Source organism: Cellulomonas sp. PhB150, assembly GCF_003755175.1.
Classification (GTDB): Bacteria; Actinomycetota; Actinomycetes; order Actinomycetales; family Cellulomonadaceae; genus Cellulomonas.
The window spans coordinates 194,704-209,303 of record NZ_RKHX01000002.1 but is presented as its reverse complement, the minus strand read 5'-3'; the positions used below and the strand labels follow the sequence as shown (position 1 = coordinate 209,303).

Here is a 14,600-nt window from a genome sequence, read left to right as displayed (position 1 = left end):
GCGGCGCTCGAAGGTCCGGTACGGCACGAACCCGACCCCCACCATGGCGACCAGCGCAGAGCAGCAGCCGGGGCGTGGCGGTCAGCGGCTCAGCGAGCCCCGGCCAGCTCCGGCACGGCGGCACCGGCCTCGCGCGACTCGTCAGCAGGCTCGTCGTCCGAGAACAGGTCCTCCGCGGAGGCCGACTCGTACTGCGCCAGGTCGATGATCCCCTCGCGCTTGGCGACCACCGTCGGCACGAGCGCCTGCCCCGCGACGTTCACCGCGGTGCGGCCCATGTCGAGGATCGGGTCGATCGCGAGCAGGAGCCCGACGCCGGCCAGCGGCAGGCCCAGCGTCGAGAGCGTCAGGGTCAGCATGACCACCGCGCCCGTGAGCCCCGCGGTCGCGGCCGAGCCGACCACGGAGACGAACGCGATGAGCAGGTAGTCCGTCAGCGACAGGTGGATGCCGAAGATCTGCGCGACGAAGATCGCCGAGATCGCCGGGTAGATCGAGGCGCAGCCGTCCATCTTGGTGGTCGCCGCGAGCGGCACCGCGAAGGACGCGTACGAGCGCGGCACGCCCAGGTTGCGCTCGACCACGCGCTGCGTCAGCGGCAGGGTGCCGACCGACGAGCGGGACACGAACGCGAGCTGGATCGCCGGCCACGCGCCGCGGAAGAAGCTCGCGACGCGCAGGCCGTTGCTCTTGAGGATCACCGGGTAGACGACGAACAGCGCGATCGCGAGACCGACGTAGATCGCCACCGCGAAGGTGCCGAGCGGCTCGAGCAGGTCCCAGCCGTAGGTGGCGACGGCCTTGCCGATCAGGCCCAGGGTGCCCAGCGGCGCGAGGCGGATGACCCACCACAGCACCTTCTGCACCACGGCCAGCGCGGAGCGCGTGAAGCCGAGGAACGGGTCGGCGGCCTTGCCGGTGCGCAGGACGGCGATGCCGACGACGATCGCGATGACGACGATCTGCAGGACGTTGAACGAGATCGAGGTGCTCGCGTCGATGCCGCCGCCGTCGATCGCGGAGGCGTCGGTGGACGCGCCCAGGCCCAGGAAGTTGCCCGGGATCAGGCCGTCGAGGAAGTCGAGCCAGCTCGCGCTCACGCCGGGGTCGGTGCCCGCCTCGGGGCTGAGGGTCGAGTGCGCGCCGGGCTGGAACAGCAGGCCCAGGCCGATGCCGACCGCGACGGAGATCGCCGCGGTGATGGCGAACCAGAGCAGGGTCTGCCACGCGAGGCGCGCGGCGTTGGTCACCTGCTGCAGGTTGGCGATCGAGGTGACGATCGCGAGGAACACCAGCGGCGGCACGATGGCCTTGAGCAGCGTGATGAACGACGAGCCGATCGTGTCGAGCGTCGTCGTGAGCCAGTTCGGGTCACCGCCCGCGGTCTCGCCCATCTGCAGGGCGATCCAGCCGAGCAGGACGCCGAGGCCGAGGCCGAGCAGGACCTGGACGGTGAAGGAGGGGAAGTGCAGCCGGCGCTTGGGCGCGGCGGTGGTGTCAGTCACGGGGAGCCTTCGTGTGGGGGGACGCGTGGTCGGCGGGTGCGGCTACCGCCGACAGAGCGCGCTGGCGACCAGGTGCAGGTCGACGGTGCGGCGCTCGGTCAGGTTCCACGGACTCACGACGAGGACTCCAGGGGGACTCGGGATCGACGGCCGGGATCGGCGGCCTTCGGGGGCAACCGGGGTCTGCGCCAGTTTCTTCCGGCAATCGGGCGACGAGAGCGAGGTCACACGAGCGCCCGTGTTCGCGTTCACACACCGGTTACCTCCCGGCCGCGCGCTCGCCGGTGACCGACTTGTACGTTTGGCCTGATCAGCCGAATCGCCCCACCGCTCACCTGGAGGACTGGCATGGCCACGATCACCACCCCGGACGGCACCGAGATCTTCTACAAGGACTGGGGCACCGGCCAGCCCCTCGTCTTCAGCCACGGCTGGCCCCTGTCCAGCGACGACTGGGACGCCCAGCTGATGTTCTTCGTCCAGCACGGCTACCGCGTGATCGCGCACGACCGTCGCGGGCACGGCCGCTCGACCCAGACGAGCGACGGCCACGACATGGACCACTACGCCGACGACCTCGCCGCGCTGGTCGAGCACCTCGACCTGCACGACGCGGTCCACATCGGCCACTCCACCGGCGGAGGCGAGGTCGTGCACTACCTCGCGCGCCACGGCGAGAGCCGTGCCGCCAAGGCGGTCCTCATCGCCGCGGTGCCCCCGATCATGGTCAAGACCGAGTCGAACCCCGGCGGCCTGCCCAAGGAGGTCTTCGACGGCATCCAGGAGCAGGTGGCGACCAACCGGTCCGCCTTCTACCGCGACCTGCCGTCGACCGCGTTCTACGGCTTCAACCGGCCGGGCCGCGAGCCGCAGGAGGCGATCATCGCGAACTGGTGGCGCCAGGGCATGATGGGCGGCGCCAAGGCGCACTACGACGGCGTCGTCGCGTTCTCGCAGACCGACTTCACCGAGGACCTCAAGGCGATCACCATCCCGGTGCTGGTCATGCACGGCGACGACGACCAGGTGGTCCCCTACGCGGACTCGGGCCCGCTGTCCGCGAAGCTCCTGTCGGCCGGCACTCTGAAGACCTACGCCGGTTTCCCGCACGGCATGCCGACGACGGAGGCCGCGACGATCAACGCGGACCTGCTGGAGTTCATCCAGTCCTGACCACGTGCCGACGAGCGCGTGGCCTGCCGCTCAGGCCTCGCGCTCGTCGACGGTCGGCGCGACGCGACTCACGACGAGCCCCGCGAGCGCGACCGCCAGGGCGACGAGCAGCGCCGGCCGCCACGGGACGAGGGCGACGACGACGGCGACCGCGAGCCCGGTCGCGACGGCGAACCAGGTGGTCCGCGCTCCCCGGGCCAGGCCCGACCCGCACGCGAGCAATGCGGTCGCGAGCGCCGTGAGCACGCCGACGAGCAGCACCGGCACGACCGGCCCCAGCGTGATCGTCGCGCCGAGGGGTTGGCCTCGCACGACTCCCCACTGCAGGTCCGCCGCGAGCGCGACGAGCCATACGACGACTGCCCCCGCGACGAGCCACCGCCCCGCGGTCGTCCGCCCCGTCGATGACCGGGTCGATCGAGGCGACCCCACCACGACCACGATCGCAGCCAGCAGGCCGAGCAGGACGCCCAGCGGCATCGGGTAGGTCATCGCGACCTGCTCGCCCGGCAGCGGGACCGCAGGCTGGGAGTCGTAGGCCCGGTAGGTGAACCCGGTCCGCGTCCAGGTGCCGTCCTCGTCGCGCACGGCGAGCCCGTCGCCGCCGTTCGCCGCCACGACGCGGAAGCCGTCGGCGGTCGGCAGGATGGCGACCCCGACCGTCCGCAGCGGCCGGACCTCACCCTCGTACCGGCCGGCCAGCTCGGCCAGGTCCTCGTCGGGGACGGACCAGTCGGTGGCCCACGTGGCGCCACCGTCGTCGCTGCGCTCGACGCTGAGGGCGCTGCTCCCGACGCGGAAGCACTGCTTCTCGTCGGGGGCGCACGCCGAGACGGCGGTGCCACCCGCCTGCGCGAACTGGTCCGAGCCGGGCTGCCCATACCCGATGTCGTCCCAGGTCACCGTGTCCGTCGTGCCGTACCAGTAGGCGCCCTCGCCGTGGCCCGACGAGTCCCCCACCCACAGGACCCCGTCGACCACCCCGACCTCGGCTGCCCCGGTAGGCCCCGAGGTGCTCGTCGCGGCCGTCGCGAGCACGGCGACTGGCAGGACGACGAGCAGGGCGAGGTTGGAGCGCAGGCGGGTGGCCGGGCCCGAGGCGCTGCGACGCGCGGTCAGCAGCGCGAGGCCGAGTGCCGGGAGCGCGAGCAGGTCCGTGCGGTCGTCCAGCACCACGCTGGGGCCGGCGAGCGCCGTCAGCACCCCCGCGGCAGCCGCGGCGCCGACGGCCGTCGCCTTGGTGACGACGAAGACGGCGCCGACGACCGCGACGCACACCCCGGGACCGAGCCGGAGGTCGCGAGCCAGCACACGGCCCGCGAGCGCGACGAGCCCGGCCACCAGCGGCGGCGCGAGCACCAGCCAGGCGACGTCGGACAGCTTGCCGGTCCACCAGGACCCGTACGCGGCTTTGAGCACGTGGTCGTTGACCACCAGGAGCGCGAGCCCGACGAGCGTGACGGGATGCGTCAGCCAGGCCAGCTCGGCCGCCATCGCCCGTCCAGATCCCCGCATGCCGGCCCCCTCGATGCTCGTGAGTCGTCATCGGCGCGCATCGCCGCCGCCTTGACCTGGACCGACATCCCGTCACCGAACCGATGCACGTCGTCACTCGCTACGGTGGGACCGATCCCGTTCGCGCCGCACCAAGGAGTCCCGATGGGCCTGTTCTCCCGTTCCAAGCCCGAGCCTGCCCCCGCGGCGGCCGCACCCACGGTCAGCCTGACCAAGGGCTCGCGGATCACCCTGACGAAGTCGGCCGCCGAGCGTCCGACCATCGAGGTGAGCAACGGCTGGACCGCGAAGAAGAAGGACTACGACCTCAAGGCCCTGGTCCGCTACCGCGACGGCCGCCTGGTCTACGTCGGTGCCGCGAACGCCGACGAGGTTCTGAGCACCCCCGAGGGCGCGGTCCGCCACTCCGGCGACATCCGCACACCCGGCGCCCTGGAGACCATCACCATCACGTGGCACCCGGACATCGCCGCGATCGCCCTGTCCAGCTACTCCGCGCTGGAGAACGGCACCGGCAGCTTCCGCGAGTACGGCGTCTACGTGAACATCGCCAACGGCGAGCAGGTCGTCGGCCTGGCCGCGTCCGACTCGAGCGCCGACGCCGCGCAGTACACGCTCTGCTTCGGCGAGGTGCTGCTGGGCGCGGACCGCACGTTCACGGTCGTCAACCTCGAGCTGTACTCCAAGCCGGGCTCCGAGAACCGGATCGGGTACAAGAAGGACGCCGTGAAGATGGACATCGGGCCGGTCGGGCAGCAGAAGTAACCAGCCCGCCTGAACGTCATTCGGAGGATAGTGGAACACCACAGCCGACCCAGGGAGCCGAGATGACGTCAGCCAAGCACGCCAAGGGCCCGCGCGACATCCAGCGACTCATCCGGCTGGTCACACTCGGCCTCGCGGTCGCCGCCGTGGTCAAGGAGGTGCGCACCCCGGCCGACGAGCGCGAGTGGCACGGCACGGTCGTCGGCTTCGTGCCCTACGACTTCCGGATCCCGACCGTCGCGCGGCTCAAGGAACGCTTGTGGGACCCCGAGTCCTCGCACGTGATCAACCCGCGCGTGTTCGGGGTCGGGTGGACTGTGAACCTGGGCAAGGTGGTGGCGGTCGCGCGGAAGCAGATCGCAGGCTAGTCAGACAGCTTCGCACCGCAGCAGCACCGCGTTCTCCGGCGCGAGCAGCGGAGCCGCGAGCCCGACCTCCGCGAGCACGCGGCCCGGCAGCGTCGTTCCGGGCCACCACGGAGGCGCCTGCGGCTGGACGAACGTCGGCTCCGCGCCCACGTCGACCACGCTCACGCGATAGGTCCGCGACGGATCGAGGCCGGGCAGCCGGATCACCGGCGGCAAAGCGCCCTGCGCGGTGCCGAGCGCGACCACGGCGAACAACGCCTCGGACCGGTCGGTCGCCACGACGCCGTGCGTGAGCCACGCGGGGTCGCTCGCGTCCCCGCGGACGACGACGCCGCCGTGCAGCAGCGCGCGCGAGGAGCGGTACAGCGCGGTCCACCGGGTGACCGCCGCGAGCTCGTCGGCCGACGCACGCGTGAGGTCCCACTCGATCCCGGCGTGCCCGAACAGGGCCGTGACCAGCCGGAACGACAGCGCGGCCGTCCGCCCGGTCGTGTGCGCACGCGCCGCGCCGAGATGGCTGCCCAGGTACTCGGGCGGGATCACGAGCCCCGTCCAGCGCTGGATCGACTGCCGCTCGAGCGGGTCGTTCGTGTCGCTCGTCCACACCCGGTCGACGAGCGGCAGGATGCCCAGGTCGATCCGCCCGCCGCCGGACGCGCACGACTCGATCTCGACGGACGGGTGGTCGGCCCGCAGCTCGGCGAGCAGCGCGTACAGCGCGATTGTCTGCCCGTGCGCGGCGGACGCGAGCAGGTCGCGGTTGTGGTCCCACTTGAGGTAGGCGATCGGGTACTCGGTGAGCAGCGCGTCGAGCCGGTCGCGCACGTGGGCGTACGCGGCCGGCTGCGTCAGGTCGAGCACGCGCTGGTGGCGCCACGTCCCGGCGCCGACGAGCCACTGCGGGTGCGAGCGGGCGAGGTCGGAGTCGGGGTTGACCATCTCCGGCTCGACCCACAGGCCGAACTCCATCCCCGCGCCGGTGACCCGGTCGATCAGAGGGGTCAGGCCGTCGGGCCACTTCGCGAGGTCGACGAACCAGTCCCCCAGCGCCCGGGTGTCGTCGTCGCGGCCGCGGAACCAGCCGTCGTCGAGCACGAACCGCTCGACGCCGACCGCGGCGGCGGCGTCGACCAGCGGCTCGAGGCGCTCGAGCGAGTGGTCGAAGTACACGGCCTCCCACGTGTTGAGCACGAGGGGGCGCGGCCGGCCGATGGTCGACCAGGACCGGATCCACGGGTGCAGCCGATCGGACAGCCCGTCGAGGCCAGCGTCCGACCAGACGAGCACCGTCCACGGCCCCGTGTACGTCTCCCCCGGCGCGAGCGTGACCTCGCCGGGCGCGAGCAGCTCGCCGCCGCCGAGGAGGGACACCCCCAGCGACGAGCGCTCCAGCCAGGACACCGAGTCGCCGCTCCACGCGACGTGCGCCGCCCAGACCTCGCCGTGCCGGAAGCCGAACCCGGGGACGCCGACGGTCAGCAGGAACGCGTCGTCGTGCCCCGGCCGCCCGTGCCGCGACTCGCGCGACCAGACGCCGTGCGGGGGCAGGTGCCGCTGCGGGCGGCGCTCGTGGCTCCACAGGCCGGAGAAGTCGAGCACCTCGCGGGCCCGGTCCGGGACGGGGACGACGACGGCTGCCGCATCGACCGCGAGCGGCGTCGACCCCTCGTTGCGGACGGACTGCCGCAGACGCAGCACGCCCTGCGGGGTCAGCTCGACCTCGGTCTCGACGGCCACGCCGGCCGCCTCGTCCCGGCTCGCGAGGCCGCCCGCGGAACGCAGGTCGAGGTCGAGCGGCCCGCCTGGGCGGTGCACGGCCACGGTGGGCCGCCCGCTCCAGCCCTCGGCGAGCCCAGGTACGAGCGAGACCCGCAACGGGTGGTCGACCGAGCTGGGCGGCACCGCGGGCACCGTCGCGTCCGCGAGCGCCGCGAGGTCCTCGTCGGTCAGGTCGCCGAGGTCACGACCCCAGTGCACGACGCGGGGCACGCCCGTGCCGCGGGCGTCGAGGAGAACGCTGACGCCCGCGGCACGGAGGTGGTGGAGCAACTTGGTCAGCCCTTCACCGGGATCGACTGGGCCTTCATGGTGTCAATCGTCGACTGCTGCCCGGACGTCAGCGCGTCGAGCAGGGTGCCCTTGCCGCTGGCGGCGGACTTGAAGCCGTCGGACACGTCAGCGTAGGTCTGCGTCATGGTCGGGCCCCACACGAAGTCGGGGTTGACCTCGCCGGAGGCCTTGGCGAACACGTCGTAGATCGGCTGGCCGCCGTAGAACTCGACGCCCTCCTTGAGCACCGGCAGCTCGAGGCCGGCCTTCGTGGCGGGGTAGAGGTTCGCCGCCTTGTTCAGCGCGGTCAGCGCCTCGTCGGACGTGTTGAGCCACAGCGCGAACTTCGCGGCCTCGTAGACGTGCTTGCTGCCCTTGAGCACCGCGGTCGACGAGCCGCCCCAGTTGCCCGACGCCTTGTCGCCGGCGTTCCACTGCGGGGCGTCGGCAACCGACCACTTGCCGGAGGTGTCCGGCGCGCCGCTCGCGATCGAGTTGGCACCCCACACGGCCGAGTTCCAGGTCCAGACCTTGCTCGAGTTGTAGGCGTTGTTCCACTCGTCGGTCCACGCCGGGTAGGTCGAGACGAGGTCCTCGTCGATGAGGTCCTGCCAGTAGTCGGCGACCTGCTTGGAGGCGCCCGACGTCATGTCGACGGTCCAGTCGTCGCCGTCGTTGGCGAACCAGCTGCCGCCGGCCTGCCACACGAAGCCCGCGAACTGGTTGATGTCCGACTGCGAGAAGTTGGTGATGTAGCCGCCCAGCGCGCGGATCTTCTTGGCGGCGTCCTTGTACTCGGCCCAGGTGGTCGGCACGGCGATGTCGTTCTTCTTGAACAGGTCCGAGCGGTAGAACAGCGCCATCGGGCCCGAGTCCTGAGGGACGGCGTAGACGGAGGACTCGGTGCCGAGGGTGACCTGGCCCCAGGTCCAGTCGACGAACGAGTCCTTGGCCGCGACGACGTCCTTGCACGCGGACAGGTCCTCGAGGCCGTCCTGCACGCGGAAGTTCGGCAGGGCGTCGTACTCGATCTGGCCGAGGTCGGGCGCGTTGCCGGCCTTGAGCTGGTTGAAGAAGTTCTGGTAGGTCCCCGAGTTGCCGTTGGGACCGGTCTGGACCGTGACCTGGATGTCCGGGTTCTTGTCGTTCCACAGCTTCACGACGTCCTCGATGCCGGGGATCCACGACGTGAACTGCAGGGTGACGTTGCCGCCCGAGGGCGCGCAGGCGCCCGCGTCGGCGGCGTCGGTGCTGCCTTCGGTGCTCCCGCCCGAGGTCGAGCAACCGGCCAGGGCGACCGCAGCGAGCAGGGCAACGGTGGCCGCTCTCTTGGTGAACATGGTGATCCATTTCCTGGTGGGGGTGGTGCCGTGCGGACAGCACGGCATGGGGGTGGGTCAGTCAGGGGGTCACTTCAGCGAGCCGGTACCCAGACCGGTGCGCCAGAAGCGCTGCAGGAGGAGGAAGGTGACGACGAGCGGCACGATCGAGACGAGCGCTCCGACGAGAACGAAGGTGCGCAGCTCGGGGAACTGGTTGAGCTGGGAGTTCCACGTGTAGAGCCCGAAGGTCACCGGGAAGAGCTTCTCGCTGCGCAGCATGATCAGCGGGAGGAAGAAGTTGTTCCAGATCGCGACGAACTGAAACAGGAACACCGTGACCAGGGCGGGCATCATCAGCCGGACCGAGACCGTGAAGAACGTCCGCACCTCGCCGGCGCCGTCGATGCGGCTCGCCTCGAGGAGCTCGTCGGGCACGCTCGCCGCGGCGAACACCCGTCCCAGGTACACGCCGAACGGGCTGACGATGCTCGGCAGGAGCACCGCCCAGTACGTGTTCGTCAGGTGCACCTTGCTGAACAGCAGGAACAGCGGCAGCGCGAGCGCGGTGGCCGGCACGAGAACGCCGCCGAGGACCACGTTGAACAGCAGCTCGCGCCCGGGGAACCGGTACTTGGCCAGGGCGTAGCCGCACATGCCGGCGATGAGCGTCGCGACGAACGAACCCACTCCGGCGTACAGGACGCTGTTGCCGAGCCAGTGCAGGTAGAGCCCGTCGCGGTACTGGAAGAGGGCCTTGAGGTTGCCGACCAGGTCGAGGTCCCCGAACCACAGCGGGTTCGACGAGAGGAAGTCGCCCGACGACTTCGTGGACGCGACCACGAGCCACCAGATCGGGATGAGGAAGTAGACCGTGAAGATCCCCATGACGAGCATCGCGCCCGTGCGGGACAGCAGGGACTCGCGCACGCCCGTCGCGCGCGGCCTGGTGGACGACGCGGCGGTCCGCTCGGCGGTGGCGACGCTCATGACGCGTCCTTTCGCTGCGTGAACTTCAGGAACGTGAAGGACAGGACGAACGTCGCCAGCGCGAGCACGACGGAGAACGCGGCCGCGAGGTTGAAGTTCGGGATCGACGAGGTCGCGTAGACCGTCATGTTCGGCGTGAACGTGCTGGTCACGGCCGAGCTGAACGACCGGAACACCTGTGGCTCGGCGAGCAGCTGGAGCGTGCCGATGATCGAGAAGATCGCCGTCAGGACGATCGCGGGCCGCACCATCGGGATCTTGATCGACCACGCGATGCGCGCCTGGCTCGCGCCGTCGAGCCGCGCCGCCTCGTACACCTCGGTGGGGATCGCCAGGAGTGAGGAGTAGATGATCAGCATGTTGTAACCGACGAACACCCAGGTCACGACGTTGGCGATGGACCACAGCACGAGGTCCGCCGAGAGGAAGTGCACGTTCTGGGTCAGCGCGGTGAACGGCGACAGGTCGGGCGAGAACAGGAAGCCCCACATGATCGCCGCGATGACGCCGGGCACCGCGTACGGCACGAAGAACGCGAGCCGGAAGAACTTCTTGCCCTTGACCAGCGGCGAGTCGAGCAGGAGCGCGAAGAGCAGCGCGAGCCCGAGCATCACGGGCACCTGCACGACGCCGAACAGCAGCACCCGCCCGACCGAGCGCCAGAACGGCGCGTTCTGGAAGACCAGCGCGTACTGCTGCAGCCCGCCGAAGACCTCGGTGGCCTTGCCGAACGTGCCGTCGCGCTCGACGACGAGCGTCGACTGGACGATCGCGTAGCCGATCGGGACCAGGTAGAAGGCGGCGAACAGCACGCCGAACGGCACGACGAACGCGAAGATCGCGCCCTTGTGGTGCACCTTGGTCCGGCGCTTGCGCCCGCCCGTGCGCCCAGGGGTGGGGGTGGTGAGTGTCGCGGTCATGCCGCGCTCCTCTCTCGGATGATCCGCACGGCACCCGCGGGCACGGTGACCGAGGCGTCCGCCCAGGTGCCGGTGACCAGCTCGTGCCCGACGACGTCCACGTCGACGTCGTCCGTGCGGTGGTTGATGAGGAAGAGGTAGGACCGGTCGGCGGCGCTGCGGCGCACGACGTCCAGCCCGTTGCCGCCGGCCGGGTGGCGGTCGACGCCGGCCTCGGCGAGCACGCGCTCGACGAGCCCGCCCAGGCTCTTGGTGTCGAGCGTCGTGGCCAGGTACCAGGCGGTCCCCCGGCCCCGCGCGTTCCTGGTGACGGCGGCGACGCCGCTCGCGGGGCCGTCGACGAAGGCGTCGACCGCCGTGGCCGTCGTCGTCGTGAGCCGCTCGGTCCACAGGCGTGCCGTCGCGCCCGACGAGAGCGCGACGGACTCGTCGGCCCGCAGGGGGGCGAACTCCTCGACCCGGACGCCGAGCAGGTCGCGGAACGCCCCGGGGTAGCCGCCGAGCCGCACGCGGTCGTCCTCGTCGACGATGCCGCTGAAGAAGGTGACCAGCGCGGTGCCGCCGCACTGGACGTAGTCGTCGAGCACCGTGGCAGCGGCGTCCGAGACGAGGTACAGGCCGGGCACGACGACGACGCGGTAGCCGGACAGATCCGCGCCGGGCCGCACCACGTCCACGGTCACGCCGGCCGCGTGCAGCGCGCCGTAGAGCGCGTGCACCTGGTCGAGGTAGGTGACGTCGTGGCTCGGGCGCATCTCCGCCTCGGCGGCCCACCAGTTGTCCCAGGAGAAGACGAGCGCGACGTCGGCCTCCACGCGCGTCCCGGCGACCTCGCCGAGGCGGTCGACGAGGTCGCCGAGCGCGACGACCTCGCGCCAGCTCGCGCTGTCCGTGCCGGCGTGCGGCACGAGCGCGGAGTGGAACTTCTCCGAGCCCTGCTGCGAGGCACGCCACTGGAAGAAGCAGACGCCGTCGGCGCCGCGCGCGACGTGGGTCAGCGAGTTGCGGACCATCTCACCCGGTCCCTTGGCCAGGTTGAGCGGCTGCCAGTTCACCGCGCCCGTCGAGTGCTCCATGAGCAGCCACGGCGCGCCCTGCGCGAGCCCGCGGGTCGAGTCGGCGGCGAACGCGAGCTCGGCCGTGGGGTCTGCGAGGCGGTGGTCGAGGTAGTGGTCGTTCGCGACGACGTCGACGTGGCCGGCCCAGTCCCAGTAGTCGAGGTTGCGGATGTGCGCGGTGACCATGAAGTTGGTCGTCACCGCGACGCGGCTGTGCCGGCGGATCGTCGCGGCCTCGGCCAGGTAGTGGCCGAGCACCTCGTCCGAGCTGAAGCGCTGGAAGTCGAGCACCTGGCCCGGGTTGCGCGTCGAGAGCGTGAGCCGCGGCGTGCCGATCTCGTCCCAGCCGTAGTAGCGCTGGCTCCAGAACGTGGTGCCCCACGCCGCGTTCAGGCGCTCGATCGTGCCGTACCGCGCCTCGAGCCAGCGGCGGAACGCGGCCGCGCTCTCGTCGCAGTAGCACAGCGCGTTGTGGCAGCCCAGCTCGTTGGAGACGTGCCAGACGGCCACGGCGGGGTGGTCGCCGTACCGGGCCGCGACCTGCTCGACGAGGTCGAGGGCGTAGCGCCGGAACACAGGCGAGCTCGGGCACCAGGCCTGCCGGCCGCCCGGGAACCGCGTGGTGCCGTCCTCGGCCACCGGCAGGATCTCCGGGTGCCGCGTCGTGAGCCAAGGCGGCGGCGAGGCCGTCCCGGTGCCGAGGTTGATGCGGATGCCCGCGTCGTGCAGGAGCCCGACGACCGTGTCGAGGCCGGAGAAGTCGATCGCGCCGTCGGGCCGCTGCAGGTGCGACCAGCCGAAGATGTTGATGGCGACGAGGTCGATCCGGGCGGCCTGCATGAGCGCGACGTCCTCGACCCAGACGGACTCGTCCCACTGCTCGGGGTTGTAGTCGCAGCCGAAGGCGATGCCCTCGTGGACGAACCCGTGGCCGTGCGGCACGGCGTTGCGCCGCTGTGCCCGTGACTCCATCGTCTACCCGCTCCTTTGCGTGTGTGCACGTGCACACATTGCACCGAGCTGAGAAGCGCCGGGGTTTGTGTGTACGTGCACACATTGGCATGGGCGGTCCCGGCTCGTCAACGGGTCGCGACGATAGAGTCCTGATCGTGACCTCTCCCCCGAGCCGACGACGCCGCGCCACGGTCCACGACGTCGCCACAGAGGCCGGCGTCTCGCGCGGCACGGTCGGCCGCGTCATCAACGGGGACGGCTACGTCTCGGCCACCGCGCGCGAGGCCATCGAGGCGGCTATCAAGAGGGTCGGCTACGTCCCGAACACCGCGGCCCGCACGCTGGTCATGCAGCGATCGCAGGCGGTGGGCTTCATCGTCCACGAGCCGCACTCGCTGTTCCTCGAGGATCCCAACATCGGCGAGATCCTGCTCGGCGCCAACACCGCGCTGTCGGCCTCGGACTACCAGATGGTCTGCCTGATCGTGGACTCCGACCGCGACACCGAGCGCGTTGCGCGCTACCTCAGCGGCGGCTTCGTCGACGGCGTCATCATCGTCTCGGCCCGCCAGGACGACCCCATCACCCGGGTCGTCGAGCGCCTCTCGCTGCCCGCCGCCTTCGTCGGCCACCCGCCCGACCTCGGGACGGCCGCGTTCGTCGGCATCGACAACCGCGGCTCGGCCCGCACCATCACGTCGCGTCTCCTGGAGACCGGGCGCTCGCGGGTCGGCATGATCGCCGCGGCCCTGGACCGCGACTCGGGCGCGGACCGCCTCGCCGGCTTCACCGAGGCCCTGGGCGACGGGTTCGACCCGTCTCTCGTCGAGCGCGTGCCGCTGTACTCCTACGGCGCGGGGCTCGAGGGCATGCGCGCGCTGCTCGCGCGCGAGCCGCTCGTCGACGGCGTCTTCGCGGCCTCGGACGCGGTCGCCGCGGGGGCGCTGGAGGCCCTGCGCGAGGCGGGCCGCTCGGTGCCCGAGGACGTCGGCGTCGTCGGGTTCGACGACAGCGCCTGGGCCACCCGCTGCCAGCCACCGCTCTCGACCGTGCACCAGCCGGCCGCGGGCCTGGGCCAGCGCGCGGCCGAGTCGGTGCTGCGGCAGGTGGCCGGCTCCGAGCCCGAGGTGGACGGCATCGTCCTGGAGACGCCGGTCGTCTGGCGCGGGTCCGCGTAGCTCAGCGGCTCGCCGCGCGCGCCAGCACGTGCTCGGCGTGCCGCAGGATCGGGCCGTCGACCATCGACCCCTCCCAGCGAAACGCCCCGCGCTGGCCGACGGCGGCCGCGAGCACGTCGCGCGCCCACCGCACCTGGGCGTCGGACGGGCGGTACGCGGCCCGGACTACCGGCACCTGCGCCGGGTGGACGCAGGCCGTCGCGCCGAACCCGCTGGCCGCGGCGTCGGCGACCTCGGCGGCGAGCCCGTCCAGGTCGTCGAGGTCCAGGTGGACCGCGTCGATCGCGGTCTTGCCGACCGCGCCCGCCGCCAGCAGCACCGTCGAGCGCGCGTGCGTCGCCACCGCCCGGTACGCGCCGTCCGGTCCCCGGCTCGAGGTCCCGCCGAGTGACGCGACGAGGTCGTCGGCTCCCCACATCAGGGCGACGACGTTCGGCGCCGCAGCGATCGACGAGGCGTTCACGACGCCGGCGGCCGTCTCGACCAGCGCGACCACGTCGTAGTGGGCCAGCGTGCGGACGTCGGACGCGGCGGCGGTCTTGGCCAGCATCACCGTGCGGTAGGGCGTCGCGGCGAGCGCGTGGAGGTCCTCGGCGAGGTCGTCGGTGCCCGCGGGGTTCAGGCGGACGATCGTGCGCGCGGGGTCCAGGGGCGTCTCGACCAGGCAGCGCCGGGCCGCAGGCTTCGCGTCGGGCGACACCGCGTCCTCGAGATCGAGGATCACGGCATCGGCCCGCGCCGCGGCCTTCGCGTAGCGGTCGGGCCGGTCGGCCGGGCAGAACAGGATCGCCGGGCCCATCGACAAG

12 protein-coding genes are annotated in these 14,600 nt (G+C 71.7%); 4 read left to right on the top strand and 8 right to left on the bottom strand.

Translation table 11 applies throughout. The annotated features are described in order from the left end of the window. Positions 1-89: 89 nt before the first annotated feature. Positions 90-1,505 (bottom strand): dicarboxylate/amino acid:cation symporter, encoded by a 1,416-nt coding sequence (locus EDF34_RS08290; RefSeq protein ID WP_123370906.1) that lies wholly within the window; start codon positions 1,503-1,505, stop codon positions 90-92. Positions 1,506-1,853: 348 nt separating this feature from the next. On the opposite strand from EDF34_RS08290, the gene EDF34_RS08285 reads away from it, so the two are divergent. Continuing rightward, on the top strand, positions 1,854-2,678 hold the full coding sequence (locus EDF34_RS08285) for an alpha/beta fold hydrolase (RefSeq protein ID WP_123370905.1): 825 nt from the start codon (positions 1,854-1,856) through the stop codon (positions 2,676-2,678). Between the two features lie 30 nt (positions 2,679-2,708). Here the strand turns inward: EDF34_RS08285 and EDF34_RS08280 are convergent, their stop codons facing one another. Then, positions 2,709-4,193, bottom strand: coding sequence for a hypothetical protein (locus EDF34_RS08280; RefSeq protein ID WP_148076600.1), 1,485 nt, complete (start codon positions 4,191-4,193; stop codon positions 2,709-2,711). A gap of 144 nt (positions 4,194-4,337) precedes the next feature. On the opposite strand from EDF34_RS08280, the gene EDF34_RS08275 reads away from it, so the two are divergent. Further along, on the top strand, positions 4,338-4,958 hold the full coding sequence (locus EDF34_RS08275; protein ID WP_123370903.1) for a TerD family protein: 621 nt from the start codon (positions 4,338-4,340) through the stop codon (positions 4,956-4,958). A gap of 62 nt (positions 4,959-5,020) precedes the next feature. Beyond that, entirely contained in the window at positions 5,021-5,326 is a 306-nt protein-coding gene (locus EDF34_RS08270) for a DUF5808 domain-containing protein (protein ID WP_123370902.1), read from the top strand. Here EDF34_RS08270 and EDF34_RS08265 read toward each other — a convergent pair whose 3' ends face one another. From EDF34_RS08265 to EDF34_RS08245, 5 genes are all read right to left on the bottom strand, one after another. Then, positions 5,327-7,375, bottom strand: a complete 2,049-nt coding sequence (locus EDF34_RS08265; protein ID WP_199737736.1) for an alpha-galactosidase — start codon at positions 7,373-7,375, stop codon at positions 5,327-5,329. It abuts the gene before it with no gap. 5 nt (positions 7,376-7,380) lie between these two features. Next, entirely contained in the window at positions 7,381-8,715 is a 1,335-nt protein-coding gene (locus EDF34_RS08260) for an ABC transporter substrate-binding protein (protein WP_123370900.1), read from the bottom strand. Between the two features lie 69 nt (positions 8,716-8,784). Next, complete coding sequence (locus tag EDF34_RS08255) at positions 8,785-9,684, bottom strand: carbohydrate ABC transporter permease (protein WP_123370899.1); 900 nt, start codon at positions 9,682-9,684, stop codon at positions 8,785-8,787. Next, the gene (locus EDF34_RS08250) at positions 9,681-10,604 is read right to left on the bottom strand and encodes a carbohydrate ABC transporter permease (RefSeq protein WP_123370898.1); all 924 of its coding nucleotides are present in this window, start codon (positions 10,602-10,604) and stop codon (positions 9,681-9,683) included. The genes EDF34_RS08255 and EDF34_RS08250 overlap by 4 nt, the downstream gene beginning before the upstream one ends. After that, positions 10,601-12,634: a beta-galactosidase gene (locus EDF34_RS08245; RefSeq protein WP_123370897.1), complete on the bottom strand. Its 2,034-nt coding sequence runs from the start codon at positions 12,632-12,634 to the stop codon at positions 10,601-10,603. Before EDF34_RS08245 ends, EDF34_RS08250 begins: the two co-directional genes overlap by 4 nt. Before the next feature lie 137 nt (positions 12,635-12,771). Between EDF34_RS08245 and EDF34_RS08240 the strand changes: the two genes are divergently transcribed. Next, positions 12,772-13,794, top strand: a complete 1,023-nt coding sequence (locus tag EDF34_RS08240; protein WP_233575275.1) for a LacI family DNA-binding transcriptional regulator — start codon at positions 12,772-12,774, stop codon at positions 13,792-13,794. A gap of 1 nt (position 13,795) precedes the next feature. Here EDF34_RS08240 and EDF34_RS08235 read toward each other — a convergent pair whose 3' ends face one another. Next, entirely contained in the window at positions 13,796-14,593 is a 798-nt protein-coding gene (locus tag EDF34_RS08235) for a CoA ester lyase (protein WP_123371262.1), read from the bottom strand. Positions 14,594-14,600 lie beyond the last annotated feature (7 nt).

Coding starts and splice junctions, on each gene's coding strand:
- EDF34_RS08275 (WP_123370903.1), top strand. CDS start 4,338: ATGGGCCTGTTCTCCCGTTCCAAGCCCGAGCCTGCCCCCGCGGCGGCC.
- EDF34_RS08280 (WP_148076600.1), bottom strand. CDS start 4,193: ATGCGGGGATCTGGACGGGCGATGGCGGCCGAGCTGGCCTGGCTGACG.
- EDF34_RS08250 (WP_123370898.1), bottom strand. CDS start 10,604: ATGACCGCGACACTCACCACCCCCACCCCTGGGCGCACGGGCGGGCGC.
- EDF34_RS08260 (WP_123370900.1), bottom strand. CDS start 8,715: ATGTTCACCAAGAGAGCGGCCACCGTTGCCCTGCTCGCTGCGGTCGCC.
- EDF34_RS08285 (WP_123370905.1), top strand. CDS start 1,854: ATGGCCACGATCACCACCCCGGACGGCACCGAGATCTTCTACAAGGAC.
- EDF34_RS08270 (WP_123370902.1), top strand. CDS start 5,021: ATGACGTCAGCCAAGCACGCCAAGGGCCCGCGCGACATCCAGCGACTC.
- EDF34_RS08235 (WP_123371262.1), bottom strand. CDS start 14,593: ATGGGCCCGGCGATCCTGTTCTGCCCGGCCGACCGGCCCGACCGCTAC.
- EDF34_RS08255 (WP_123370899.1), bottom strand. CDS start 9,684: ATGAGCGTCGCCACCGCCGAGCGGACCGCCGCGTCGTCCACCAGGCCG.
- EDF34_RS08245 (WP_123370897.1), bottom strand. CDS start 12,634: ATGGAGTCACGGGCACAGCGGCGCAACGCCGTGCCGCACGGCCACGGG.